This is a genomic window from Providencia sp. Je.9.19 (assembly GCF_051129765.1).
GTDB lineage: Bacteria > Pseudomonadota > Gammaproteobacteria > Enterobacterales > Enterobacteriaceae > Providencia.
In genome coordinates this window covers 1,193,213-1,218,668 of the sequence record NZ_JBCPSS010000001.1, presented here as the reverse complement: position 1 = coordinate 1,218,668, position 25,456 = coordinate 1,193,213, and the positions used below count along the sequence as shown (strand labels likewise).

Genomic DNA, 25,456 nt, shown 5'->3' with positions numbered 1-25,456 from the left:
TTAAACATGAAAATTATAATGATTTTTATTTTGTTTTTTTTAGGAGGGGTTAATATGGTGCATTCACAGAGTAATAATTATACAGTTAGAGCAAGCATTGATGTCGCTTATATGTTTTGTGATTTTAAGGTAAATGGAGTATCGAGTTTTGATAATAGGCAGTACGTTTTTTTTGATAAAGGTATTGTTACAACCAATACAAACGTTCAAATGCTTATCGAAAACGGTGTTAATAATATCGAGTTAGAAGTTGCTCCACTATATTGGTTTAGTGATAAAAAACAAAATAATAATAATAAAAAATTTGATAAGGATGCTGCTTGCAATGTTAGCTTATATATTACAGAAAACTCAACTGGCCATTTAAATTATGTGGCTAAAATAAAAATAGAAATTGATAAAGAAGGAAAGCCTATAGCTTATTCATTTAATAAAACTGATAACTCTATTAAGGAAGGTGTCGCTTATTTAGATAATACTGAAAAAGTTACTAATAATAAAATTAGGTATATTGTAGGTGAGTTTGAATACCCTAATAATATGGAGGTTGTGACCTTCAAAAAAAATATACTTTTTCATAATGTCCCTGATTGGTTATGGATAAAATCAGAACCTTATGATGAATCAAAAATTAATAGTTTAAAATCTGCATATGAGGATTTATGGCATTCCTTTAATGATAAGAATATTAATAAAATTAAAGAACTAAACTCTGCAGCCAATAATGCATGGGCTATTTCTAATAACTCAACTGAAGAAGCTATTTTTAAGTCTTATGATATAATTGAATTAATAAATGAGCCGTCATCAAAAATGATTCCCATTGATTGGAATAATTTTAAAATAATTTTGATGAATAAAGGAAGAATGGTTAAACTTGTTTACAAAGAGGATTTTTCTTATTCACCTATCACTATGACATATAAAGATGAGAATGGTGATGAGCTATTATATAGTTTTTCACCAATATTTTCATTTGTTAATGGTAAATTTATTCCTGTTATATAGGTAGGTAACATCATGCCCACAATTATTCTTATTGGTGACTCCGATACAGGCCATGGTAAACATGGCCCTACCCAAGTGATTACAGGTTCATCAACAGTTAAAGTCGATGGTAAAGCCGTTGCTCGACAAGGTGATGCTTTAGCTCCCCACGGAGGTCATTCAAGAACTATCGTTGGTGGTTCAAATAGTGTGTTTATTGATGGAAAGCCCGCAGCTCGAACGGGTGATGCGGTAAGCTGTGGTGGGGTTTTAATCGGCAACTCATCAGTGAATATTGGCTAGTCATCATATAAATATATTAGTTTTGACAAAGGTTACTATGATGTTGAAAAGCAAATACTGGTTAAATATTTTTGTGACACTCGCATTTTCTTCTCTAAGTTATAGTGATAGCAATGATTTTCTTATTCGTACTTCTGTCGATATGAAATACGCATTTTGCGATATTAAAACCAATGGGGTAAGCGGAACAAGCAACCGTTCGGGCTTAGTTAGTGGCGGATTAGGTTTTGGTACGACAAGTACAAACTCCATGATAATGATGAATAATGGAGAGAATACTATTAGCATTGAGATGGCATCACCAAATTGGTTTTCAATTGAAGAGGTACCAACGGATAAACTCAATAAGTTTAATCCGAATGCAAAATGTGAGATTACGGTCAATAAGATAACGAATAATGGCGATATTATTCCATTAGCAACGCTGCTAGTTAAAATTAATGAAAAAGGTGAGCCTGAAGCGTATCAAGGTGATGGTCTGGATGGGCAAGTAGAGAAAAAACTGGTTAAAGTACTCAATACAGAAAAAGTACATCAGAATAGAATACGCCAGAATATTCGGTCGAATGAATATCCTCATGATATGACTGTATTTCAATTTAATAAAAAGATAACGATTACTGGGCTAACCGATTGGAGTTGGGTAAATGCTGAAAAATATAATGATACGGCTGAACAACGAAAATTATTGCAAGAGGCATACCTAGAACTCTGGTCGGCTTTTAATCAAAAAAATACAAAAAAAATTAAACAAATACTCACTCCTTCACTTGAAATTTGGATGGAAACAACAGGGGGGACAATTGACGAACAATTTAAGTCACGTGAAATAGCAGATGATTTTAATCAAAAAGCATTCGAAATGATCCCAATTACTTGGGATAATTTTGAACCTTTAATTATGAATAATGGCAAAATGGTAAAATTGATTTATAAAGAAGATTTTGATTACTCACCTATTTCATACAGCTATCTTAACGATGCAAATAGAAAAATTATTGGAGTACATTCCCCAATATTTTCCTTAGTAAATGGAAAGTTTATTCCAGTCATATAGTCAGGTAACATTATGCCAAGAATCATTCTTATTGGTGACTCCGGTACAGGCCATGGTAAACATGGCCCTACCCAAGTGATTACAGGTTCATCAACAGTTAAAGTCGATGGTAAAGCCGTTGCTCGGCAAGGTGATGCTTTAGCTCCACACGGTGGTCATTTAAGGACCATCGTTGGTGGTTCAAGTAGTGTATTTATTGATGGAAAGCCCGCAGCTCGAACGGGGGATGCTGTTAGCTGTGGCGGGGTTTTAATTGGCAACTCATCAGTGAATATTGGCTAAGTGACAGGAACGAATATAACCTTCAGAGATTTAATTCTTTATCTGACATAGTCACCAACATTCTGAGTGTCCTTGTTGTGGCAAAAGGTTCACTCCTTTATGCAGGAAAAAGTGATATTTCTAAATTGGTGTTATAGCGGAAGGTCGCTTAAGCATTCTTATGCTAAATTAAAACTTTTATTTAACTTATGTATTTGTAGTCTACTTTGTAATACCTAAAGCTAAATAAATAAGGGATTATGATGTCTTCATCTGAAAACAAAAAATCAAGTGCACATGAGAATATTTGCCAATCATGTAATATCCCCACAAACTGCACTTTAGAAGCCACAATAGATTTTGATGGAAAAACTGAAATATACCGCCAAGAGCAACATTTTTTTAGGCGATTTAGTTATCTCATTGAGCCTAAAAATGGTAAGACTACTCCATTAAAGTTAATTGCTACACCAAAAGGTTGCATCTCTCACAATCCTAATTGCCCAATTGGGAATGTATTTAACGAAAATGGCTAGCTCTATGGTGATTTTTCTCCACAACAATCATTTGATGATGTTCTTGTTTATACCAAAAGAACAACTGGGTTTTCTTTAGGTGAAAACAACTCAATATCCATGCTTGATAGTTTTATTTATCGAGAAGGATTCACTGATGACCCTCGTTATCGGCAAAGATACAGTATGAGATTATCCGAATGTGGAGCAGCCCCTTTTCTGACAATGCACAACGCAATAAAATTACTCCAAGTGACACTTAACCCAATGACTCATGGCGCAGCTTTACTCTATCAAGAAGGGAAAAAGCATCTAACATCAGCTCAATTTGATCTTGTTTTATACCGTGAATTTAAAGTCAACGTTGAAATCGGTCTTGAATCTTCATTAGATGAAAAAAACAATGATGCTAGAAAAGCAGAACAAACAGCAAACAATGTAGCTAGAGGATACAAACCAACACATAGTGGCTGGACCAAACACACAAAAAGGTATGGAATTAAAACTGGGTTAGGCATTAAAGGTGAAATTACCAGTATCATTGGTGATGAAACGGTAGCTTTTAACACTGAACTTAAACAAGAGTTTCTTAAAAATAAAAATAAACTCAATTTAACTAATAGCATTGATACAGCCTTTAATAAAATTAATTCTGTACTGAGCAGTGGAAACAGTATTCAGTACCCTTTGGTCTCAACTGAATTTTGCTATCCAGTTCTCAATATAGAAGGGGGGATAAAAACACATCAATCTTCAAATTATGGTGTTATCACTCAAGGGAATGTTTCGGTTGGTTTTGCACCTCTATTTGGTTTCCAAATTACTGTAGACCTATTGACCGCTTTTGCAACATATGCACATGTTGATTTTGTTGTTAATAATGCACGTGAATTCCTAGAGAAAAATGAAGAAACCGTTAAGGAAGGCAGTGAAGGTGCTTATGCCAAAATGGTGCTTGAACTCACGTTTAGCTGTGGATTACACGGTAACTTCAAATTTAAAACTGACGATGAAGGCAAGTTTGAGTCAGATGGACGAGATATTGAAATTCAAGGTGAATTAATCGGAAATGCTCACCTTGAAGCAGGTGTTAATTACTGGGGAATACAAGGATTCTTTGAGGCTGGTGCTGAAATTTCCGCTAAATTAAATATCGCATTTGACAAAGAAAAGGGGGACGATTTAACGGTTGTTATTTATCACGAAGGTATTAAAGCAAAAGTGTATGCTAAATACGGTATAGGCAAAAAGAAGAATAAAAATAATAAAGAGTTACCAACCAGTACTAAAACGACTGGTGGCTATGAAGAGTGGATCATTTATAAGGAATTGGATAAAGATGAATCAGATTGGCGTTTTAAATTGGGCTAAAAGTATATTTTTTTTGTGTGGAATGGTGGGAATTATGAGTAATTCAAATGCAGAAGAAACAATAAAAACCAATTATATTGTTAATTTTAAAAGTAATGATGCTTTATGTTTTATAAAGATTAATGACATGCTAGTTATGGATAATGTAGATTCTATTGAGGGTGAATTTACTATAGGAAAAACTATAAGCTCTTACCTACAAAATGGAGAAAATACATTAAGTATTACGATGTTAAATGATTCATTAAAAGGTGATCATAAAGTAACTAGTAATATGTGGTGCTCCGCAATTGTGACCGAAGTAAACAAAAACCCTCCAGTTTCAGGTGTTAAACTCATAGTTGATGACGGCAAAATTTCGGTTGATCCACATTTTAACCCAAGGAAAATATCTTATTTTGGTGATAGTCCAAGAGCTAATGGCGCAGAGAAAGGAATGATTGAAGTAACTCAATCTTTTTCTGCTACTAACCTACCTGATTGGGCATGGACAACCGCAAGGCCTGTGATGGAAAAAGATATTCCTATCATAAAAGAATTTTATGGCTCATTGCAAAATGATTTTAAAAATCAAAGTTTAAATTCCATATACCAAAAAACAGAAGGAATGTGGCGTTCATTAGCAATAGAACAAGGTAGTACACCACAAAAAATGTGGGAATCGATACCATTTAAGCGTTTTTTTAATGATGGTTACAAAGCAATTCCTATTGATTGGAAAGATTATAACCTTAATTCATATATGAATGGGCGTATTTTTAGATTTGAAACAGGTTATGATAGAACCTCACCGCTAATAATAGAAAACAAAGAGGATGATATTTTTACGCTCATGCCTTATTTATCTATAATTGATGGTGAAGTCATTGTTGTTAAATAACAATGCATTAAGTAAGCTATCGATAATTATTGATAGCTATTATGATTGCATATTGATTTTTATTTTATTTCTTTTTTGGATAAAGCCAGATTTTTTTTATGACTCAATTGGAAATGATATTTTTATAATGATATGCATAGAATTTTTCTTGGCTTTTTCGACCATGGCCTTCTTGCATGTGAATATAGTTAAAATTATTCTTTTTTATGGTTTACTATTATCTATATTTTACATTTATATTGATCATTTTTCATCATGGATAATATACATTTATCTTGTTATATCCATAAATCAAATTATGATTTTAAAAAACAATAAAATTGACTCAACATTTCGCAGTCTATGGTTTTTTGCTGAAAAACCATGTTACTTTATAATTAGTTTTTTAACTATTATGTATTTATACTTATGGGGGGCTGATCTAAGAAATGGAATTAATAATGAATATATGTTAAAGACTAAATATAATGAAAATATAATTCCATTATATTTATTGGTGGTATTTTCCATAATATATTATTCTCTTCCGATAATAAAAAAAATTCTTATTAAACTTCAGGTTATAGCGAATAAGAAAAATGAAGAGTTAAATAAAGCAAAGGAAAACTTGATTAAGAGAACAAAAAAAGAGAATGAAAAAATTGGAAAGTAGTGCCTATAAGAGCTGTGTTATGAATATTCATGCTGGTTTCCGTTATTATGGCATCTCTTGCTTTGTTAATGCGGAAGCTAAAGTGACTGCAATTGTTAAAGTTGCTTGGGTTCCAAATGCAAACAACGAGATTGTATTTTTCATGACAGCATCTTTTAATTTTGAATTAGAATTAAAAACAGCAGCATCTCTTGAGCTCAAATCACACAAAAATGGTATTGACTTAGTTGTTTGTCATGATGGTGTTGTTCTGGAACTAGGGTTGTCAGCTGATATAAAAAAGGAAATAGATGAACAATCACCTGATGAAATAGGTTATTCATCTAGTTCAAAGGATTATGAATTATATGAAATTGCAGATCCACTCAAGTTAGAGGATTCTGATCTAAGATTTAATTTAATCGGTGAAATAAAGCAGGTTCCTAAGAGAGAACGACAGCGTATTAGATCAGCGATCCCTCCTGGAGCAAACCCAGGGTTTAAGCTTAAATACTAGGTGGTTTTAAACATGAAAATTATAATGATTTTTATTTTGTTTTTTTGGGGAGGGGTTAATATGGTGCATTCACAGAGTAATAATTATACAGTTAGAGCAAGTATTGATGTCGCTTATATGTTTTGTGATTTTAAGGTAAATGGAGTATTAAGTTTTGATAATAGAAAGCGAACTTTTGTTGATAAAGGAATAGTATCTACAAATACAAATGTCCAAATATTGGCCAAAAATGGCATAAATACAATAGAGGTTGAAGTAGCTCCATTGTCATGGTTTGAACCCAATAAAACAAAAAATGGGCCTCATTTATTTAATAAAAATGCATCTTGTAGTATTAATGTATATCAAACTAACGATATAACTAATGAAAGCCATAATGTTATAAACATAAATATATTGATTGATAAGGATGGTACTCCTCACGCGTATATTGGTAATAAATTTGATACTGATTTTAAATCGGAGTTGGTTTTGTCAAAAAATACAGAGGCGGTGGTATTCAATAAAATTAGAAATGTTATTGGGAATTTTGAGTATCCTAAAAACATTCAATTAACTAAATTTAAAAAAAATATAGAAATTATTAATATACCAGAGTGGCTATGGGTTAAGTCTGATGATTTTGATGAAAGTAAATTACCTGAGCTAAAGCTTGCGTATCAAGACTTGTGGGATGCTTTTAATGAAAAAAATATTTCTAAAATACGTTCATTAAATTATCATGCAAATGAAGCTTGGGCTTTATCTTCAAACTCTACAGAAGAAAAAATATTTGAATCTTATAATATAATTGAGAGAGTTCGTAACCCATCATCAAAAATGATAGAGATTACTTGGGATAATTTTATTCCGGTTGTAATGAATGATGGTAAAATGGTAAAAATGATATATAAAGAAGATTTTTCATACTCACCAATAACTATGATTTATTTAAATGATGAGGGTAAAAAATTATTATATAGTTTTTCACCAATATTTTCATTTGTTAATGGTAAATTCATTCCCGTTATATAGGTAGGTAACATCATGCCCACAATTATTCTTATTGGTGACTCCGATACAGGCCATGGTAAACATGGCCCTACCCAAGTGATTACAGGTTCATCAACAGTTAAAGTCGATGGTAAAGCCGTTGCTCGGCAAGGTGATGCTTTAGCTCCACACGGTGGTCATTCAAGGACCATCGTTGGTGGTTCAAGTAGTGTGTTTATTGATGGAAAGCCCGCAGCTAGAACAGGGGATGCTGTTAGCTGTGGTGGGGTTTTAATTGGTAATTCAACCGTAAAGATTGGTTAGGAACTACCGATGCTCGGACAGATAATAGCTGAGTCCATTAGGATAGGTATTAATGTAGAAATTAGTGTTATATCTGATAGTAAATATTAACTTTAAGTGATTAATTTATTGCCAATATAAGGATGTTTGATGCGTAAGTTAGCGATCGGTTTGGCGTTAGTAATGATTATAGTTTTTACTTTGTTAGTAAATCCTTACAATACAATCCAAAAAAATGATGAGTTAGTCACTGCGGCAGCATCAGAATTATTAAATCAGTATCAACGTCGATTTGATTTAATCCCTAATCTGGTTAGTACGGTCAAAGGATATTTAAGTCATGAAAACAATGTGTTACAAGAAATTGTAAAGGCGAGGGCGTCTGTCGGACAAATTAATGTGGATGGTCGCTTGTTTGATGATCCTGAAATTGCTGCGAGTTATCAAAAAGCCCAAGATAATTTAGGGCAATCTCTATCACGTCTTTTAGTTATTTCAGAAAATTACCCTGAATTGAAAGCAAACTCACTCTATCAAGACCTGATGGTACAGTTGGAGGGGGCTGAAAATCGTATTTCAGTTGCGAGGGGGCGGTATATCGAAGCGGTTCGTCATTATAATACTCAAATTAGGCAGTTTCCTTATAATTTAATAGCTGAATTTATGGGGTATGATAAAAAAGCCAATTTCAATGTTGATAATGAGCATGAAATAAAAAGAACACCAATGGTAGATTTTAGCTCATGATACGTAATATTTTATTTTTATTCTCCTTGCTATTATTTAGTGTCATTGTGAGTGCATCTGCGAATGATACTCCCATATTGAAAACAGATAGAGTCATTGATCGTGCAAATTTATTAACGTCACAACAGTTCAAGAAAATAAATAACCTATTGATTAATTTTGAAAATAATCGTAATGATGGTTCACAATTTGTTGTTTATATCGTCCCTACTACTGGTAGTGAAACCATCGAAACTTTTGCGAATCGTATTTTTAATCAATGGGGGGTAGGTAAAAAAGGAATAGACAACGGATTATTGCTTGTCGTGGCAATTAACGATTCTAGTGTTCGCTTTGAGGTCGGGTATGGCTATGAGGACATATTTACCGATGTGCTTGCAGGACGAATTATTCGAAAAAATATGTTGCCATACTTTCGAGCAGAAAATTATTATATGGGTATTGAGCAAGGGGTTATAAACGCTATTCGGGCGGCTAATAACAAGCCAATAAGCTCAACGAATTCTCTAATAGATCTTATTCCTCTTAAAATATTACAAACACATTTCATTTTAATTTATGTGACAATATTAGGGCTAATTTATTGTTTTCAGATTGTATTTTCAACGCGAAAACTGAAAAGAAAAATTAATCAAGTGATAGCACTTTCAGGTAAAAAAAAGAAAAATTCAGAAAAATTAGGATATAAGATAGGAGCAAGTCAGTTAAAACGATTAAAAAATTATCTGAATTATAAATTCTATTTTCCAACATTATTCACGCTGTTTCTCCCTGTAACTTGTTGTTCGGTGATTGCCATTTTTTATACGCAAGTAGCCCTTAATGGTATTGTTAACCCTTTTATTTTATTAGTGATGGTGGCGTTATCATTGTTTTTTAACCTTATTTCATTAACAGTGTTCTTTATTGGCATCAATATCTTATTTCCGATTTATAGACAACAGAGAAGGGAATGGAAGGCGATTTGTGAGCTCAGTCGATTTGGTTCGCCTTTTTATCAACCTTCACAATCAGTAAAAAGATCCTATAGACAAGTTTCTGATTTTAGCTCCAGTAGCTATTCCAGAGATTCTAGCGATTCCAGCTCGTCAAGTTCATCAAGTTCATCAAGTTCATCAAGTTCATCAAGTTCATCAAGTTCATCAAGTTCATCGAGTGGAGGCGGCGGCGGCTCTAGCGGAGGAGGTGGTGCTTCTGGGCATTGGTAAGGTGAACATTCAATTTCTAGATTTAGGATAAGGAATGTATAGTGGAATTAACCAAATATATTCAAACTGTTAGTTTTCAACCTCTAACATCAGAGGTGCTCAGTAAGCAGCAAGTAAAAGTATTATGGCAAAGAGCGCATAAGCATACTGTCGATAATGAAAACAAAGGATTTCGAAAAGATATGCTTGGAGAGTGGGTGGGAGACAAATTTTATAATGAAACGACCAATCAATTTGGTTGGCAGGCTGTACTATTTTATACAATAAGAAATGACATAAAAACGTTTAAAATACATCCTGTTAATTCATGTTTCTTACAGAAAATACCAACTAATTTTGATGAAAATGGTTGGAACCATTGGAACTCATTTGGAGTCGCTGCTGATGCCTTTGATGGGATGATATCTGTTGTGGCGGGATTGTTTACTCCTCCAGAGTAATCCGCCTCCATCCGCCATTTTATAGGTTTTTTCTCTAGGCTTGGCTGTGTCTACTTGACGTGCATTAAGTGGAATTGGGGGCCTCATTTTCCATTGAACAGAATGAGCCCCTATTTAAGCCCCCAATTGGAAGTTGATTTAGGTTTAATTGTGTAGAGGTCGGTTGACTTCAGAATACTTAAATAAAGGGGTTTTATTGATTATAAAGGGTTTTTGTTGAGTTGGGTAGACTTTGGGAGAGTTCAATATGGTGTCCCCTGCAGGAATCGAACCTGCAACTAGCCCTTAGGAGGGGCTCGTTATATCCATTTAACTAAGGGGACATAAATGCGAAATGGCAAGCAGAGTGGGGCATTTTACTGGTCACATCTAATTGAATCAAGTTGTTACGCTAAAATTCTTCTGTTTATACTAAAAAAAGTATTTTTTAGGTTGTTTTTTATTCAAAAATGAGACTGAACGGTTGATTATGTCATATAATGGTTAGCTGAAAAACATATAAAAAACAGTTAATTATTAATTTTTTGAATCGTGAGTGACTAAATCATTATTTCAATGACACTATATGAATAATCAGTGAGTGATTATTCTTATTGTTTGTTGATAGTTAAATTTTTTTAAATCGTCATACGTTATCTATTATGAAAATAGCGCATAAAAAGACACATTGTTCTATTCGGTAATAAAGTGAATTAATAGACTGGTTTTTGATGAAATCAATTGGTTAATTTATTGATTTTCTTTAGATATTTGCTGGATAATTAGTAATGCCAGATAATGAGAATAATATCGCTTTTTTCATCGCCATGGATACCTCTGTTTAGTAACTCGTTGATAAATAATCATAATTAATATTATGATACATATTAATATGTTGTGCTATTTTTGTACTTATTAGTCATTATTCTTATAATAAATATATAATTAAATAGGTTATAATTAGTAGATATAGATTGTTGGATCACTCAAAACGATTAACAAATAATTCTATTTGGCTTTATTATAAAATACATAAGTTAAAACTGTGGAAAGTACCGAGGCTGGTGGTACAGGGTATGGAGAGGATGATGAAGTTTCGAATGACTAGCGTTTTTCTTGCAGGGGTGCTAATAGCTGGCTGTGCTAGTTCTATTGATCCTGTAACGCAAGAACGTTCAGACCCGCTGGAAGGTTTTAACCGAGCCATGTTCAACTTTAACTACAACGTCTTAGACCCTTATGTCTTGAGGCCTGTAGCTGTTGCTTGGAAAGACTATGTCCCAATGCCAGCTCGAAATGGATTAACTAACTTCTTTGTTAACCTTGAAGAGCCTGCGAGTATGCTTAACAGTTTTGCTCGTGGTGAAGTGACCCAAGGGTTTAAACATTTTAATCGCTTTTTCCTCAATACCGTATTTGGTATGGGTGGGTTGATTGATGTCGCTTCAATGGCAAACCCACAACTAGCGAAAGAAGAGCCTAAGCGCTTTGGTAATACACTTGGTTACTATGACGTTGGTTATGGTCCTTACGTCGTCTTACCGGGCTATGGAAGTGCTACAGTGCGTGAACAAGGGGGCGACCTTGTTGATGGACTCTATCCGATGCTGAGCTATTTAACTTTTTGGATGTCAGCCGGTAAATGGGCACTTGAAGGAATAGAAACGCGTTCTAGACTGTTAGACTCCGATGGTTTACTCAGAAATTCATCTGACCCATATTTAATGTTGCGTGAGGCTTATTTCCAGCGTAATGATTTCCTCGCTAATGGCGGAGTATTAGAAGCGGTTGAAAATCCGAATGCAGCGGCGATTCAAGGGGATTTAGATTCTATAGATTAATAATATAATAGAGTGAAACCGTATTACTCTGTTGTATTCAAACATCATGCAATGTGCCGTGAATGATATCAGGGGATGATTTCCCCTGATATAGCAATGAATAAAGCCTACTTTAGTGGCTAATATCTTAGAATGTATAGTTAAAGTTCACGCCATATAGCCACGCAGAACCTTCAGATTTAAAGCTATATACAGGAGAATTAGGAATGTTTTCACTTAATTTTTCATTAATATTGACTTTTTTACCGTACATATAAGCAATACCAACGTCAACCGATGCGTTTTCATTAAATGCGTAGGTTGTACCGGCACTTAACCAGTAACGGTCTTGGTCAGGGATTGAGATTGAGCGGTATTCAGAGCGGACAGGGCTTTCATCGTAAGCAATACCGGTACGGAATGTCCAGTTGTCATCATAAAAATAGGTAGTACCAATAGCTAAACGCCAAGCATCTTTAAAGTGCTCAGGCTTATGAAATAACTCTTTTCCATCACTTTTCTGATAAGCCGTTAAGTCTTTAAAGGTACTCCAACCAGTATATGCAACGCTATAATGCATTGCCCATTGTGGTGCAACTTTATGGTAACCAGAGAATTCCCAGATGTCGGGTAAATTGAGATCTAATTTACCGTCGACTTTTTCTCCACCAGTTCCATAAAGGCCAGATATTCCTTTAGGAATATCATTGGAGAATTTACCTTCTTCAAATTTAACCTTTACTTTTGAACGATAAGAAAGACTTAGGCGGTTGTCTTGGTTAAATTCATATAGAATACCGGCATTCCAACCATAGCCCCAATCATCACCAGTCAACTTAGCCATTGTTGTATTAGCTGGAAATTTTGGCAATCCCATCATTGGTGCTAATGCACCAAGATCACCAGCATGGCGTGTAATTTCAGCATCAGCATAGACTGCATTAGCGCCAAGACCGAAGCTAAAATTATCATTTAATCGATATGCGCCGCTTAGGTTTAAGTTAACAGTTTTTAAATCTGTTTTTCCACCGATTGGGCCTGCTGCATAATTCTTGTTAAAATCAGTTGCTAGCCCAAAATTGGTGGTCATTGATGTGCCGACTGCCCACTTATCATTAATAGGAAAAATGAAATGTGCATTTGGAACGAGCGCACTTGGAGCAATATCATTTGCAGTTGTATTACTGCCTAAAGGAGAGCCGCCTTTACCTTTAATATCAACCGTTGGGTCAATATAAACTGCGCCGACTGAAAGTGCTGGGCGGTCGAATAACATCATTGCCGCAGGGTTACGGCTCCCTTCACTTGCGTTATCGCCAACTGCGCCTGCTCCCGAAAATGCACGTCCTAATGCAGAAGTGGAATATTCATTAAGCAAAAAACCAGCTGCACTTGCGTTGGAAGATATAATTGCCACTGCTATTGCTAAAGCTGATCGATTAAACAGGTTTTTCTGGCTCATGACCAAAACCCTCTTGTATGTTTTATTTAAATAAAGCGACTTCTTATCGCAAGAAGCGCAGAATTGTAGGGTCGGATGTCGTTATGACAAATCAGACCAGTTACTAGAGTATAGGTCTGACCACCTAATATGTTGCAAGTATGTTTTGTGTTTATTGTGACCTTGTTTTCAAAAATGCGATGCATTTAACAAAATTACAACATAAAACCAAGATTAAAGTACAATAAAAGACCATGTACGGGGTCAGATCAAACTTATGTTGGATTGTTTGCAATAAATATTGATGCACACTGGTTTTTACTACTTTTTCAGCGTTATGATAGCCACTTAACAGTTTGTTTATTTGGAGAGTACGATGACTGATGCGATTAACCGTTGTAGTGCGGAAGAAACAGCTGCTTGCTGTTGTGTTGATGTAGGTACAGTCTTAGATAATAAAGACTGCACAGCATCGTATCAGCATGTTTTCGCAACACAAGGTGAGGCAGATTCCATGTTGAAAACACTCACAGATAAAGCGAAATCTGTTGAGTCAGAACCTTGTGTAATTACCCATTCCTTCAAGGCTGTTGAAGGTGGTATTGAACTCACTGCTGATTTTAATTTTGCTTGTGAAGCAGAAAGTCTGATTTTTCAGTTAGGACTTCGTTAATCAAACGATTGAATTGCCGCTAATAACCCTTTTATCAATTCAGATCCCCAGATAAAAGGGTTTTTTATATCCCCTTTCTTAATAATTTCTCACCTCTATTTTTATTTCACTTTAAGTTGCGTGCGAGCTCCCATTTTTCATTAACGCCATTTGATAATTGTGAAGATTATGTTAACAATCAGTACAGGTCAGACCTCTGCGGGTCAGTATTGAAGAAAACAATTTTAATTTTCATTTTTTCTTTTAGCGGGAGCGCCCATGAATCAACTTTCCCAACATGGCGAAAGCACTTATACAGCAAAGGAACGAATCGCTATTGTTAGCGGATTACGTTTGCCTTTCGCAAAACAAGCGACTGCTTATCAAGGGATTGCTGCCGTTGATTTAGGTAAGGCAGTTGTCGCTGAGCTGTTATGCCGTAGTGATTTAGATAAATCTTTGATTGAACAATTGGTGTTTGGGCAAGTTGTGCAGATGCCAGAAGCGCCAAATATCGCCAGAGAAATTGTGTTAGGCACGGGTATGAGCGTATCAACCGATGCTTATAGTGTCTCTAGAGCCTGTGCAACCAGTTTTCAAGCCATTGTTAATGTGGCTCAAAGTATGATGGTTGGTGATATTTCAATCGGTATTGCTGGCGGAGCAGATTCATCCTCGGTACTGCCTATTGGTGTTTCAAAGAAATTAGCCGCGACATTATTATCGTTAAGTAAAGCGAGAAGTCTTGGGCAAAAGTTATCTTTAATTTCAAAATTAGGCTTAAAAGATTTATTGCCTGTTGCGCCAGGTGTGGCTGAATATTCTACTGGATTGCGAATGGGCGATACCGCTGAGCAGATGGCAAAAAGTTATCATATTAGTCGAGAAGAGCAAGATGAATTAGCGCATCGCTCACACATACTTGCGGCCAAAGCTTGGGATAGCGGGGTGTTGGAGTCAGAAGTCATGACGGCTTATATGCCACCATTTAAGCAAGCTTTTTCTCAAGATAATACAATAAGAGGCAATTCAGTTTTATCTTCCTATGCGAAATTAAAACCGGCTTTTGACCGTAAACATGGAAGTGTGACCGCAGCAAATAGTACACCGCTTACTGATGGTGCTGCTGCGGTATTGATGATGACAGAATCGAGAGCAAAAGCACTTGGCTATACACCGCTAGGTTACATCCGAAGCTATGCCTTTTCTGCCATTGATGTGTGGGAAGATATGCTGCTAGGCCCTTCCTACGCGACGCCAATTGCATTAAAACGCGCAGGGCTGACACTGCAAGATTTAACTTTGATTGATATGCATGAAGCATTTGCTGCTCAAACATTGGCAAACGTTCAAATGTTTTCAAGCCACAAGTTTGCTCAAGAGAAACTTGGGTTAACACAAGCGATTGGTGACATCGATATGGATAAATTTAATGTATTAGGTGGTTCAATCGCTTATGGGCATCCATTTGCTGCTACGGGAGCCCGCATGGTAACGCAAACATTAAATGAGCTGCGCCGGCGTGGTGGTGGTTTTGGGTTAACAACGGCTTGTGCTGCGGGTGGTTTAGGTGCAGCGATGATCTTGGAGGTGGAATAATGAAACAACATTCTGCTATAGAGGTTGAAACTGCTAGTGAAATGGATACAAAAGCTAGTCAACCCGCGTTTAGATTAGAAATTTACAACGAAAATGTCGGGGTGATTTTTATTGATGTGCCAAATGAAAAAGTGAACACGCTGAAAGCGGAGTTTGCAGAGCAATTTTTGGCTATTTTACAGCAGGCACAATCAACCTCGGGTCTTAAAGGCTTGGTTATTACATCGGGTAAAAAAGACAATTTTATCGCCGGTGCTGATATCAGCATGATTGCTAACTGTGAAAATAAAGAGCAAGCGAGTGAACTTTCAAAAGAAGGGCATTTGCTGTTTGATAAAATAGATAATTATCCACTCCCTATTATTGCAGCAATTCATGGTGCTTGCCTTGGTGGCGGATTAGAACTGGCGCTTGCTTGCCATGCAAGAATTTGTTCAAACGACGAAAAAACTCGATTAGGTTTGCCTGAAGTACAATTAGGTTTATTACCGGGGTCAGGTGGTACGCAGCGTCTACCTCGTTTAATCGGTATTCCTCATGCACTTGATTTAATGCTAACGGGTCGGCAATTAAGAGCAAAACAGGCACTAAAAATAGGTTTAGTTGATGATGTTGTACCTGAATCCATTTTATTAGATGTGGCTGTGCAGTTGGCTAAAAAAGGTGGTGTAAAGAGACCTGTTATTCATTGGCAACAGCGCTTATTGAGTAGCAAGTTATTGCGTAATCAGGTGTTTAATAGTGCAAAACAAAAAGCACTTAGTAAAACGAAAGGCCACTATCCGGCACCGGATAAAATTATTCAAGTTGTTAAAACTGGTATGAATAACGGGGCGAAAGCGGGCTATGCCCAAGAAGCTAAAGCGTTTGGCGAGTTAGTAATGACTCCTGAATCTGCCGCATTACGTAGTTTATTTTTTGCCGTGACTTCTCTTAAAAATGAAACAGGTTCTAAAGCAAAACCGATAAATATTCAGCAAGTTGGTGTTCTTGGCGGTGGCTTGATGGGCGGTGGAATTGCGTATATCAGTGCTTCCCAAGGAAAATTACCTGTTCGTATTAAAGATATTTCGGATAAAGGCGTGGCTCAGGCATTACGTTATAGCTGGGATTTGCTCACCCAACGAGTATCAAAAAGGCGATTACTTGCTCGTGAAAGAGCGGCAATAATGTCGAAAATATCGGGAACTGTGAATTACCAAGGTTTTGAAAAAGCAGATATTGTTGTTGAGGCAGTTTTTGAAGATTTAGCATTGAAGCAAAAAATGGTCGCTGAAATAGAACAAATATCCGATGGGAAGACTATTTTTGCCTCAAATACATCGTCATTACCTATTCATCAAATTGCTGCACAAGCTCAATACCCTGAAAAAATTATTGGTCTGCATTATTTTAGTCCTGTAGATAAAATGCCGTTGGTGGAAGTTATTCCTCATAAACATACGGATGACACGACAATTGCCACTGTAGTTGCTTTTGCTAAGCGTCAAGGTAAAACGGCGATTGTGGTTGGTGATGATGCTGGATTTTATGTGAACCGAATATTAGCGCCTTATTTATGTGAGGCAACTCAATGCCTTGTACAGGGTGAGTCGATTGAACATATCGATAGTGCATTAGTCAGTTTCGGTTTTCCTGTTGGTCCCTTTAATTTACTAGATGAAGTCGGGATTGATGTAGGCACCAAAATATTACCTATTCTTGTTGCGCGTTTTGGCGATAGATTTAAGGCACCAGAAGCTTTAGACAAAGTGGTTAATGATGACAGGAAAGGAAAAAAGAATGGCCGAGGTTTTTATGAGTACGGCCATACAAGTTCAAAACTGTTATTTTGGAAAAAGGCACCAAAACGGCAGGTGGATAAACGAATTTACGCATTAATTGGTGTTCAACCTGATAATAAATTGAGTAAAACAGATATTGCACAGCGCTGTGTCATGTTGATGTTAAATGAAGCGGCACGTTGTTTAGATGAAAAAATTATTCGCAGTGCAAGAGATGGCGACATCGGTGCTGTCTTTGGTATTGGTTTTCCGCCATTTTTTGGTGGTCCTTTTAGGTATATGGATAGTTTAGGTATTGCTAAAACAGTGGAGACAATGCAAGCCTTAGCTAAAAGCCACGGTGAAAAATTTTCACCTTGTGATTTATTGTGTCAAATGGCTAAAGATAACCAAACCTTTTATCCCACTCAGAGTGAATAAGTCGGGTTATAGCCAATAAGCTTGCTATTTTAGTTTCAGTGGAAAACCTGATACCCTAGTGCATTCATTTGTTACATTCACTTGGGTTATCAGGTTTTTTTGTGATGTTTTTTCGAGTAAGAGTCTAGTTTAGCCATAAGTGTAAAATACTGACGAAAGATATTAATAAAAAATTTCAGCAAAAAACAATGCAAGTCATTTTATTTATCTGTGGTTTATTGCAGAATCAGGTTTCACCCCAACTGATGGTGACTTTTACAACAATTATCTTAACAAAAAGAATAGCCATTCATTTAGGATTGGCTACCCAGATGGTGGATTATGCAAGTTTATATTATGCGTCATGGTGATGCGGCAATACAGGCTCCCAGTGATTCTGCAAGACCATTAACCCAAAAGGGAAGAGATGAGTCTGCATTAATGGCACAGTGGTTAAATCATCATGAGCCACAGATTGATATCGATAAAGTGTTAGTTAGTCCTTATTTACGAGCAGAACAAACCTTACAAGTCATCAGGGATAACCTTGAATTACCAACGCAAATGCAGGTGATGGAGGAGTTAACACCTGGAGGGCATGCAGCATTTGTCGCCGATCATATTCGTGATTTGGCGACGTTGGGCGCTAATGCAGTTTTGGTGGTTTCTCATTTACCCTTGGTGGGATATTTGGTTTCGGAGTTGTGCCCACATAAAGAACCTCCGATGTTTACGACATCAACTATCGCTTGCATTAATCTCAATATGGAACAGTTGAAAAGTAATGTTGAATGGATGCTAAGTCCTTCACAAGTGATGTTTGCAAAATAACTCATATACTTAAGTTATGATGCAAACTTATCGATAAAGAGTGCTTAACGACGAGCGCTCTCGATGGTTTCAATTAACAATAAAAGTGCTGCATTACCCCCCCATTCTTTGGGTGCTTGATGAAAAGCAATGATATCTGGATGCTGCGCAAGCCATAGTGGCGTCTGCTGCTTCAATATATGCTTCCCATGTCCATGCATAATGCAGGCACAATATACATTTTCTCTTTTACAGGCTGCAATGAGTGCGCCGATTTCTTTTTTTGCTTCCATCTGCGTTAGCCCATGCAAATCAAGAAAAAGCTCAGGGGTGTAATCGCCTCTGCGTAATTTTTTGAGTTCATAGGGGTTTGAATCAGGCTTTAAATAACGAGTTGGACCTTCATCTTCAAGTTGTGGCTGAAACTCATCTGAAAAATAAAAAGAAGCATCAACTTGTTCTTGCATCACTTTTTTGCTGGATGGCTTTGTGACTTTAGCGCGAATAGGTGCATGTAAAATCTGATCTTGGCGGATCTTTTTTGCACCAGTAATCGCTTCTTTGAATAGATGAATATCTTCATCTTTCAGTCCAAATTTGTTTTTCATCGTGTTTTAATTAGTTATTTTTAGATTGATATGACTTTCTGTAGTGTAACCTATTTTCCGTTTAAACGGTCACAATTGAATAATATCCATGTTGTGTAACAAATTTATAACTATTTGACTTGTTATATATTGACAAGAGATGGTTTCTTAGTCTAATTGTATATACATATATATACTTTTATTTGTGAAGCTGACAAATATCGCCTTAATAGTAATAGGAAATTCAATGTCATTTATAACTCAATCTCAAGATGTTGTATGGCGCAATGGCCGCATTGCTACAATGAATACTGATTTAACAACTGCTTATGGATTAGTCGAAGGTCATGACTTGATTGTTCGTGATAATAAAATTATGGCAATACTGCCTAGTGATACCGTTGACACAAATGGATGTCAGGTTATTGATATTGAGGGACGGTTGGTCACACCGGGATTGATTGATTGCCATACGCATTTAGTGTTTGGTGGTGATAGAGCTGCTGAGTGGGAGCAGCGAATGAATGGCGTTTCGTATGAAACAATTAGTGCGCAAGGTGGCGGTATTAATTCTACAGTGCGGTCAACAAGGCAATTAGATGAAGATGCATTATTTCGTGCATCACAGCCAAGGCTAGAGGCGTTAATCCGAGAAGGCGTGACGACTATCGAAATGAAATCAGGTTATGGACTTGATTTTGACAGTGAAGAAAAACAACTGTTAGTCGCGAAAAGATTATCTGCGGTTTATCCTATTACAGTGAGCTCGACGCTATTATCTGCCCATACCGTTCCACCTGAGTACAAAGGTAAGCCAGATGAATATATTGATTTCATTTGCCATACCATAATGCCTCAATTGTGGGAAAAAAGGCTTTTTGAATCTGTCGATGTATTTTGCGAAAGCGTAGGTTTTTCACTTGATCAAAGTAAGAAATTATTTTTAGCAGCGCAAAAATTAGGGATCCCAGTTAAAGGTCATATGGAACAATTATCGAATCTGGGCGGTAGTGAATTAGTGGCGAGCTTTAAAGGACTATCTGTCGATCATATCGAGTATCTTGATTTGGATGGTATTAAAGCATTAAAAGAGAGCGGTACAGTTGCCGTCTTATTACCGGGAGCATTTTATTTTTTACGTGAAACTAAATTGCCACCCATTGAGCTATTGCGCGAACATCAAATACCCATGGCTGTTTCTACTGATTTTAACCCAGGAACCAGTCCGTTTGCATCTTTACGAATGATAATGAATATGGCAGCGGTGCTATTTAGATTAACACCAGAAGAAATTTGGTCTGGGGTAACTTGTCATGCTGCAAAAGCGCTTGGACGTGAACATAGTCATGGACAGCTAAAAGCAGGTTTTCAAGCAGACTTTGTGGTTTGGAATGCTCACGAACCTGTTGAAATGATTTATGAACAAGGCAGTAACCCTCTGTATATGCGAGTGCATCAAGGGACGATTACGCATCATAATAAATAATATTAAAAAAGAGACTAATGGCACGAATTATCGTGATAATTAATAAAGTTCTTATTGCTGCGGGTTAGGATCATGTTCAATATATGCAGTAACACTTTTCTATAAATAAATACTCAATGGGGCTTAGTTTTATTTAATACCATTGAGTAGCATTTTTTTATTAACGACTGTCAGGATGATTAGGAACCGAAAGTAGTGAAGTAGCCTGTGTTTAAGGTTTGAAGATCTTAGAGGCAGGTTTGGCCATCTTGTTGACTAAACTGGAAATAACTGTGACAGCCGATAAAAAAGAGAAATCAGCCACACCAATCCCATTATATTTGCAGGTAAAGCATTTGATTACTGAGAAAATAGTGACGGGTGAATGGCAGGTAAATGACCGAGTTCCCTCTGAATCTGAATTAGTTATTCAATTTCAATGTAGTCGAATGACCGCAAATCGTGCTTTACGTGAATTAACAGCACAAGGTCTGCTTATCCGATTACAAGGCGTGGGAACTTTTGTTGCTGAACCAAAAGGGCAGTCTGCATTATTTGAAATTCACAGTATTGAATCTGAAATTGTTGCGAGAAAGCATCGGTATAGCTGTAAGATTATTAAGTTAGAGCAAGTTACGGCCTCTGCTGCATTGGCGCAAGAATTGAATATATTGTCAGGCAACATTGTTTTTCATTCTGTTATTGTGCATCTTGAAAATGATGTTCCAGTACAAATAGAAGATCGGTATGTTAATGCATTAGCCGCACCTGACTATCTAAAACAAAATTTTTCATCCATCACTCCTCACGATTATCTTTCCCAAGTAGCACCTTTAACCCAGGGTGAACATATTGTCGAAGCGGTGGAAGCGGATGAGCGCTCTGCTAGGTTATTACATATTGATGCAGGGTCTTCATGTTTGCTGATTACACGTCGAACATGGTCACAAGCTTTCACGGTTACGAGTACAAAATTATTGTTTCCCGGTCATCGTTATAAATTAAAAGGTCGTTTTTCTTCCTAAATACCCCTTTAAATATCTTTTTATACAGCAAAGTGGTTAATGAATTATGCCCATTATTTTCCACTTTTATCCGCTAAAACTTCCCGTCATATTTTGATTGAATCACTAAACCTAATTGTTTTTTTCTTAAGTTAAATTTCATTGAATGTAAATTGACTGTGAATGAAATGTGACTTGGCAGGCAAATTCAGAAGAAATAAATTGCCCTGCAAGTGTATAAAAATATTTTATCTGCATGATATTTATTGAAAATAATTATATTTATTATTATTTCACCTAATTTAGTTGTTAAAAAACTAATTGATAGTACATGTATATACAACTATATCTATATGGAGACCGAATCAGAATAAATGACGCTGTCAGTACCAGCGACGTAATAGCAAAAGGATATAAAAGTGACAGAACTCAATAATAAATATAGAAATGTCGAAATTAGATCTCCACGAGGAAATACACTTAATGCAAAAAGCTGGCTGACAGAAGCGCCTTTACGCATGTTGATGAATAACCTTGATCCTGATGTTGCAGAAAATCCACATGAATTAGTGGTTTATGGCGGAATTGGCCGTGCTGCACGTAACTGGCAATGCTATGACCAAATCGTTGAATCGCTTAAAAAATTGGAAAGTGATGAAACTTTGTTGGTTCAATCAGGAAAGCCTGTTGGTGTTTTTAAAACCCATGAAAATGCACCTCGCGTACTCATTGCTAACTCAAATCTCGTGCCACATTGGGCTACTTGGGAACATTTTAATGAGCTCGATGCTAAAGGGTTGGCCATGTATGGCCAAATGACAGCAGGTAGCTGGATTTACATTGGTAGCCAAGGGATTGTCCAAGGGACTTACGAAACTTTTGTTGAGGCAGGTCGCCAACATTTTAATGGTGATTTAACCGGACGCTGGGTGCTAACCGCTGGCCTTGGTGGGATGGGTGGTGCTCAACCACTAGCCGCAACTTTAGCCGGCGCTTGTTCGCTCAATATTGAATGCCAGCAAAACAGCATCGATTTTCGTTTAAGAACGAAATATGTGGATGAGCAAGCGACTAGCCTTGATGATGCCTTAGCCCGTATCCAAAAATATACCTCAGAAGGTAAAGCGGTTTCTATTGCTTTGTGTGCTAATGCGGCAGAAGTTTTACCTGAATTAGTAAGACGTGGCGTTAAACCTGACATGGTCACAGACCAAACCAGCGCTCATGACCCGCTTAATGGCTATCTACCTATAGGCATGAGTTGGGATGAGTATCGTGAGCAAAGCGTGAAAGATCCGAAAGGAACTGCACTTGCCGCCAAAAAATCGATGGCTGAGCATGTAAAAGCTATGTTGGCCTTTAAGCAACAGGGTATTCCAACGTTTGACTATGGTAATAATATTCGTCAAATGGCACTTGAAATGGGCGTAGAAAATGCGTTTGATTTCCCTGGATTCGTACCTGCCTACATTCGTCCACTATTTTGTCGTGGTGTTGGACCTTTCCGTTGGGTTGCGCTTTCAGGCGATCCTGAAGATATCTACAAAACTGATGCAAAAGTGAAAGAATTACTTTCTGATGATAAGCACTTACATCGCTGGTTGGATATGGCGCGTGAGCGTATTAGTTTTCAAGGGCTGCCAGCGCGCATTTGTTGGGTTGGTTTAGGCGATAGAGCAAAACTCGGTTTAGCGTTTAATGAAATGGTCAGAAGTGGTGAAGTTTCTGCACCAATCGTTATTGGGCGCGATCATTTAGATTCAGGCTCTGTTGCAAGTCCAAACCGTGAAACAGAATCAATGAAAGATGGCTCTGATGCGGTTTCAGATTGGCCACTACTCAATGCATTGTTAAATACCGCAAGTGGGGCGACATGGGTTTCTCTGCATCATGGTGGCGGTGTTGGTATGGGCTTCTCTCAACATTCGGGCGTCGTTATTGTTTGTGATGGTACTGATGAAGCTGCTGCACGTATTGCTCGCGTTTTGCATAATGACCCGGCGACTGGGGTGATGCGCCATGCGGATGCAGGATATGACATTGCCATTAAATGCGCGCAAGAAAAAAATCTTAATTTACCTATGCTAAAAACACGTTAAGGGGTGCCACCGATGACTAAATTAACTATTCACCCAGGAAAAATGACACTCGACGATTTGCGCAATGTTTTTGAGCATTCAGTCACTATCTCGCTAGATAAACGTTCTCATACTGCGATTGAAAAAAGTGTTGCTACCGTAAATCAGATTATTGCTGAAGATAAAACGGCCTATGGCATCAATACTGGATTTGGGTTACTGGCGAATACCCGTATTGCCACCAAAGATTTGCAATCATTACAACGGTCAATCGTGATGTCCCATGCCGCAGGTGTGGGCGAGCCATTAGAAGATGAAATAGTTCGATTGATAATGGTACTTAAAGTAAACAGTCTTGCTCGTGGTTTTTCAGGTATTCGCCTTGAGGTGATTAATGCTTTAATTGCGATGGTAAATGCGGAAGTTTATCCATTCATACCAGCCAAGGGTTCTGTAGGGGCATCAGGTGATTTAGCTCCGCTTGCTCATATGAGTTTGATTTTATTAGGTGAAGGTAAAGCTCGTTTCCAAGGAAAATGGATCTCAGCGAAAAAAGCATCAGAAAAAGCTGGATTGTCACCATTAAAACTAGAGGCGAAAGAAGGACTCGCGCTGCTAAATGGTACTCAGGTGTCAACGGCATTTGCACTTAAAGGATTATTTGAGGCTGAAAATCTACTCCTTTCTGGCATTGTTTGTGGTGCATTGAGTGTTGAAGCAACTTTGGGTTCTCGTAAACCTTTCGATGCACGAGTTCAAGAGGTTCGCGGTCAAAAAGGACAAATTGATGTCGCGGCATTGTTCCGTGAAGTCTTGACGTCAAATAGCGAACTATCTCATTCCCATGAAAATTGTATTAAGGTGCAAGACCCTTACTCTTTGCGTTGTCAGCCACAGGTCATGGGTGCTTGTTTAACTCAAATTCGCCAAGCGGCAGAAGTTATTCTTATTGAGTCAAATGCAGTGTCAGATAATCCATTGGTATTTACTGACAATGGCGACATTATTTCAGGTGGAAACTTCCATGCGGAACCTGTGGCGATGGCATCGGATAATCTTGCCCTTGCATTTGCTGAAATTGGCGCACTATCTGAAAGACGTATTGCGTTATTGATGGATACGCATATGTCTCAGTTACCACCATTTTTGGTGAATAACGGCGGCGTAAACTCAGGCTTTATGATTGCACAAGTGACAGCAGCAGCGCTTGCGAGTGAAAATAAAGCCTTAGCGCATCCTTCAAGTGTTGATAGCTTACCGACGTCAGCGAATCAGGAAGACCACGTTTCTATGGCGCCTGCCGCAGGCCGTCGCTTGTGGGAAATGGCCAAAAATGTAACCGGTATTTTAGCTATCGAATGGCTATCTGCTTGCCAAGGCATGGATTTTCGCGAAGGGCTAAAATCGAGTGAAGTCCTAGAAAAAGCGCGATCAACACTGCGTAATCAGGTCGCGTATTACGATAAAGATCGCTACTTTGCACCCGACATTGAAGCTGCGATTGAATTGATTAATCAACATAAATTATCAACATTGTTTTCTACAGGGACAATCTTCCCTAAATAGCATATCAAGCAAAGAAAAGGCAGCCGGCGACGTATCGGCTGCCCGAAGTATTTATACCCGTTATACTTCAAGTTGCATGC

General features: G+C 37.2%; 24 protein-coding genes and 1 tRNA gene. 22 read left to right on the top strand and 3 right to left on the bottom strand.

All coding sequences use genetic code 11. The features are described from left to right. Positions 1 to 6: 6 nt before the first annotated feature. The 13 genes from AAZR93_RS05660 (at position 7) to AAZR93_RS05600 (ending at position 10,192) form a co-directional block, all read left to right on the top strand. Complete coding sequence (locus AAZR93_RS05660) at positions 7 to 1,008, top strand: hypothetical protein (RefSeq protein WP_434719203.1); 1,002 nt, start codon at positions 7 to 9, stop codon at positions 1,006 to 1,008. 12 nt (positions 1,009 to 1,020) lie between these two features. Beyond that, a complete protein-coding gene (locus tag AAZR93_RS05655) occupies positions 1,021 to 1,290 on the top strand; it encodes a type VI secretion system PAAR protein (protein WP_434719202.1) in 270 nt (89 codons plus the stop codon). A gap of 40 nt (positions 1,291 to 1,330) precedes the next feature. Next, complete coding sequence (locus AAZR93_RS05650; RefSeq protein ID WP_434719201.1) at positions 1,331 to 2,347, top strand: hypothetical protein; 1,017 nt, start codon at positions 1,331 to 1,333, stop codon at positions 2,345 to 2,347. A gap of 12 nt (positions 2,348 to 2,359) precedes the next feature. Beyond that, positions 2,360 to 2,629 carry a type VI secretion system PAAR protein gene (locus AAZR93_RS05645; RefSeq protein ID WP_434719200.1) on the top strand — a complete coding sequence of 90 codons (270 nt, stop codon included), beginning with the start codon at positions 2,360 to 2,362 and terminating at the stop codon, positions 2,627 to 2,629. A gap of 242 nt (positions 2,630 to 2,871) precedes the next feature. Then, a complete protein-coding gene (locus tag AAZR93_RS05640) occupies positions 2,872 to 3,144 on the top strand; it encodes a hypothetical protein (protein WP_434719199.1) in 273 nt (90 codons plus the stop codon). 99 nt (positions 3,145 to 3,243) lie between these two features. Next, complete coding sequence (locus AAZR93_RS05635; protein ID WP_434719198.1) at positions 3,244 to 4,494, top strand: hypothetical protein; 1,251 nt, start codon at positions 3,244 to 3,246, stop codon at positions 4,492 to 4,494. After that, on the top strand, positions 4,463 to 5,374 hold the full coding sequence (locus AAZR93_RS05630) for a hypothetical protein (RefSeq protein WP_434719197.1): 912 nt from the start codon (positions 4,463 to 4,465) through the stop codon (positions 5,372 to 5,374). Before AAZR93_RS05635 ends, AAZR93_RS05630 begins: the two co-directional genes overlap by 32 nt. Before the next feature lie 671 nt (positions 5,375 to 6,045). Then, on the top strand, positions 6,046 to 6,522 hold the full coding sequence (locus AAZR93_RS05625) for a hypothetical protein (RefSeq protein ID WP_434719196.1): 477 nt from the start codon (positions 6,046 to 6,048) through the stop codon (positions 6,520 to 6,522). Positions 6,523 to 6,534: 12 nt separating this feature from the next. Next, a complete protein-coding gene (locus AAZR93_RS05620; protein WP_434719195.1) occupies positions 6,535 to 7,536 on the top strand; it encodes a hypothetical protein in 1,002 nt (333 codons plus the stop codon). Positions 7,537 to 7,548: 12 nt separating this feature from the next. Further along, a complete protein-coding gene (locus tag AAZR93_RS05615; RefSeq protein ID WP_434719194.1) occupies positions 7,549 to 7,818 on the top strand; it encodes a type VI secretion system PAAR protein in 270 nt (89 codons plus the stop codon). A gap of 129 nt (positions 7,819 to 7,947) precedes the next feature. Continuing rightward, complete coding sequence (locus tag AAZR93_RS05610) at positions 7,948 to 8,544, top strand: LemA family protein (RefSeq protein ID WP_434719193.1); 597 nt, start codon at positions 7,948 to 7,950, stop codon at positions 8,542 to 8,544. Positions 8,545 to 8,621: 77 nt separating this feature from the next. Then, the gene (locus AAZR93_RS05605) at positions 8,622 to 9,752 is read left to right on the top strand and encodes a TPM domain-containing protein (RefSeq protein ID WP_434719192.1); all 1,131 of its coding nucleotides are present in this window, start codon (positions 8,622 to 8,624) and stop codon (positions 9,750 to 9,752) included. Between the two features lie 41 nt (positions 9,753 to 9,793). Continuing rightward, on the top strand, positions 9,794 to 10,192 hold the full coding sequence (locus tag AAZR93_RS05600) for a hypothetical protein (protein ID WP_434719659.1): 399 nt from the start codon (positions 9,794 to 9,796) through the stop codon (positions 10,190 to 10,192). A 248-nt stretch (positions 10,193 to 10,440) separates the two neighbouring features. Here AAZR93_RS05600 and AAZR93_RS05595 read toward each other — a convergent pair. After that, positions 10,441 to 10,515, bottom strand: a tRNA-Arg gene (locus AAZR93_RS05595). Positions 10,516 to 11,259: 744 nt separating this feature from the next. On the opposite strand from AAZR93_RS05595, the gene mlaA reads away from it, so the two are divergent. Next, positions 11,260 to 12,012 carry a phospholipid-binding lipoprotein MlaA gene (gene mlaA, locus AAZR93_RS05590; RefSeq protein ID WP_294108084.1) on the top strand — a complete coding sequence of 251 codons (753 nt, stop codon included), beginning with the start codon at positions 11,260 to 11,262 and terminating at the stop codon, positions 12,010 to 12,012. Positions 12,013 to 12,139: 127 nt separating this feature from the next. Here mlaA and fadL read toward each other — a convergent pair whose 3' ends face one another. Beyond that, the gene (gene fadL / locus AAZR93_RS05585; protein WP_434719191.1) at positions 12,140 to 13,453 is read right to left on the bottom strand and encodes a long-chain fatty acid transporter FadL; all 1,314 of its coding nucleotides are present in this window, start codon (positions 13,451 to 13,453) and stop codon (positions 12,140 to 12,142) included. A gap of 355 nt (positions 13,454 to 13,808) precedes the next feature. On the opposite strand from fadL, the gene AAZR93_RS05580 reads away from it, so the two are divergent. From AAZR93_RS05580 to sixA, 4 genes are all read left to right on the top strand, one after another. Beyond that, a complete protein-coding gene (locus AAZR93_RS05580; RefSeq protein WP_294107920.1) occupies positions 13,809 to 14,105 on the top strand; it encodes a YfcZ/YiiS family protein in 297 nt (98 codons plus the stop codon). 258 nt (positions 14,106 to 14,363) lie between these two features. Beyond that, positions 14,364 to 15,683 carry an acetyl-CoA C-acyltransferase FadI gene (gene fadI, locus AAZR93_RS05575; RefSeq protein WP_434719190.1) on the top strand — a complete coding sequence of 440 codons (1,320 nt, stop codon included), beginning with the start codon at positions 14,364 to 14,366 and terminating at the stop codon, positions 15,681 to 15,683. Positions 15,684 to 15,724: 41 nt separating this feature from the next. Next, entirely contained in the window at positions 15,725 to 17,887 is a 2,163-nt protein-coding gene (gene fadJ / locus AAZR93_RS05570) for a fatty acid oxidation complex subunit alpha FadJ (RefSeq protein ID WP_434719642.1), read from the top strand. A 321-nt stretch (positions 17,888 to 18,208) separates the two neighbouring features. Further along, positions 18,209 to 18,697, top strand: coding sequence for a phosphohistidine phosphatase SixA (gene sixA, locus AAZR93_RS05565; RefSeq protein ID WP_294107924.1), 489 nt, complete (start codon positions 18,209 to 18,211; stop codon positions 18,695 to 18,697). 44 nt (positions 18,698 to 18,741) lie between these two features. Here sixA and smrB read toward each other — a convergent pair whose 3' ends face one another. Next, positions 18,742 to 19,284, bottom strand: coding sequence for an endonuclease SmrB (gene smrB, locus AAZR93_RS05560; RefSeq protein ID WP_434719189.1), 543 nt, complete (start codon positions 19,282 to 19,284; stop codon positions 18,742 to 18,744). A 226-nt stretch (positions 19,285 to 19,510) separates the two neighbouring features. Between smrB and hutI the strand changes: the two genes are divergently transcribed. The 4 genes from hutI to hutH all read left to right on the top strand — a co-directional run bounded on the left by hutI (position 19,511) and on the right by hutH (position 25,376). Beyond that, positions 19,511 to 20,749, top strand: a complete 1,239-nt coding sequence (hutI, locus tag AAZR93_RS05555) for an imidazolonepropionase (protein WP_434719188.1) — start codon at positions 19,511 to 19,513, stop codon at positions 20,747 to 20,749. Between the two features lie 272 nt (positions 20,750 to 21,021). Further along, on the top strand, positions 21,022 to 21,753 hold the full coding sequence (gene hutC, locus AAZR93_RS05550) for a histidine utilization repressor (protein WP_434719187.1): 732 nt from the start codon (positions 21,022 to 21,024) through the stop codon (positions 21,751 to 21,753). A 398-nt stretch (positions 21,754 to 22,151) separates the two neighbouring features. After that, positions 22,152 to 23,831 (top strand): urocanate hydratase, encoded by a 1,680-nt coding sequence (gene hutU, locus AAZR93_RS05545; RefSeq protein ID WP_294107933.1) that lies wholly within the window; start codon positions 22,152 to 22,154, stop codon positions 23,829 to 23,831. A gap of 12 nt (positions 23,832 to 23,843) precedes the next feature. Beyond that, positions 23,844 to 25,376 carry a histidine ammonia-lyase gene (gene hutH, locus AAZR93_RS05540; RefSeq protein WP_434719186.1) on the top strand — a complete coding sequence of 511 codons (1,533 nt, stop codon included), beginning with the start codon at positions 23,844 to 23,846 and terminating at the stop codon, positions 25,374 to 25,376. Positions 25,377 to 25,456: the final 80 nt, after the last annotated feature.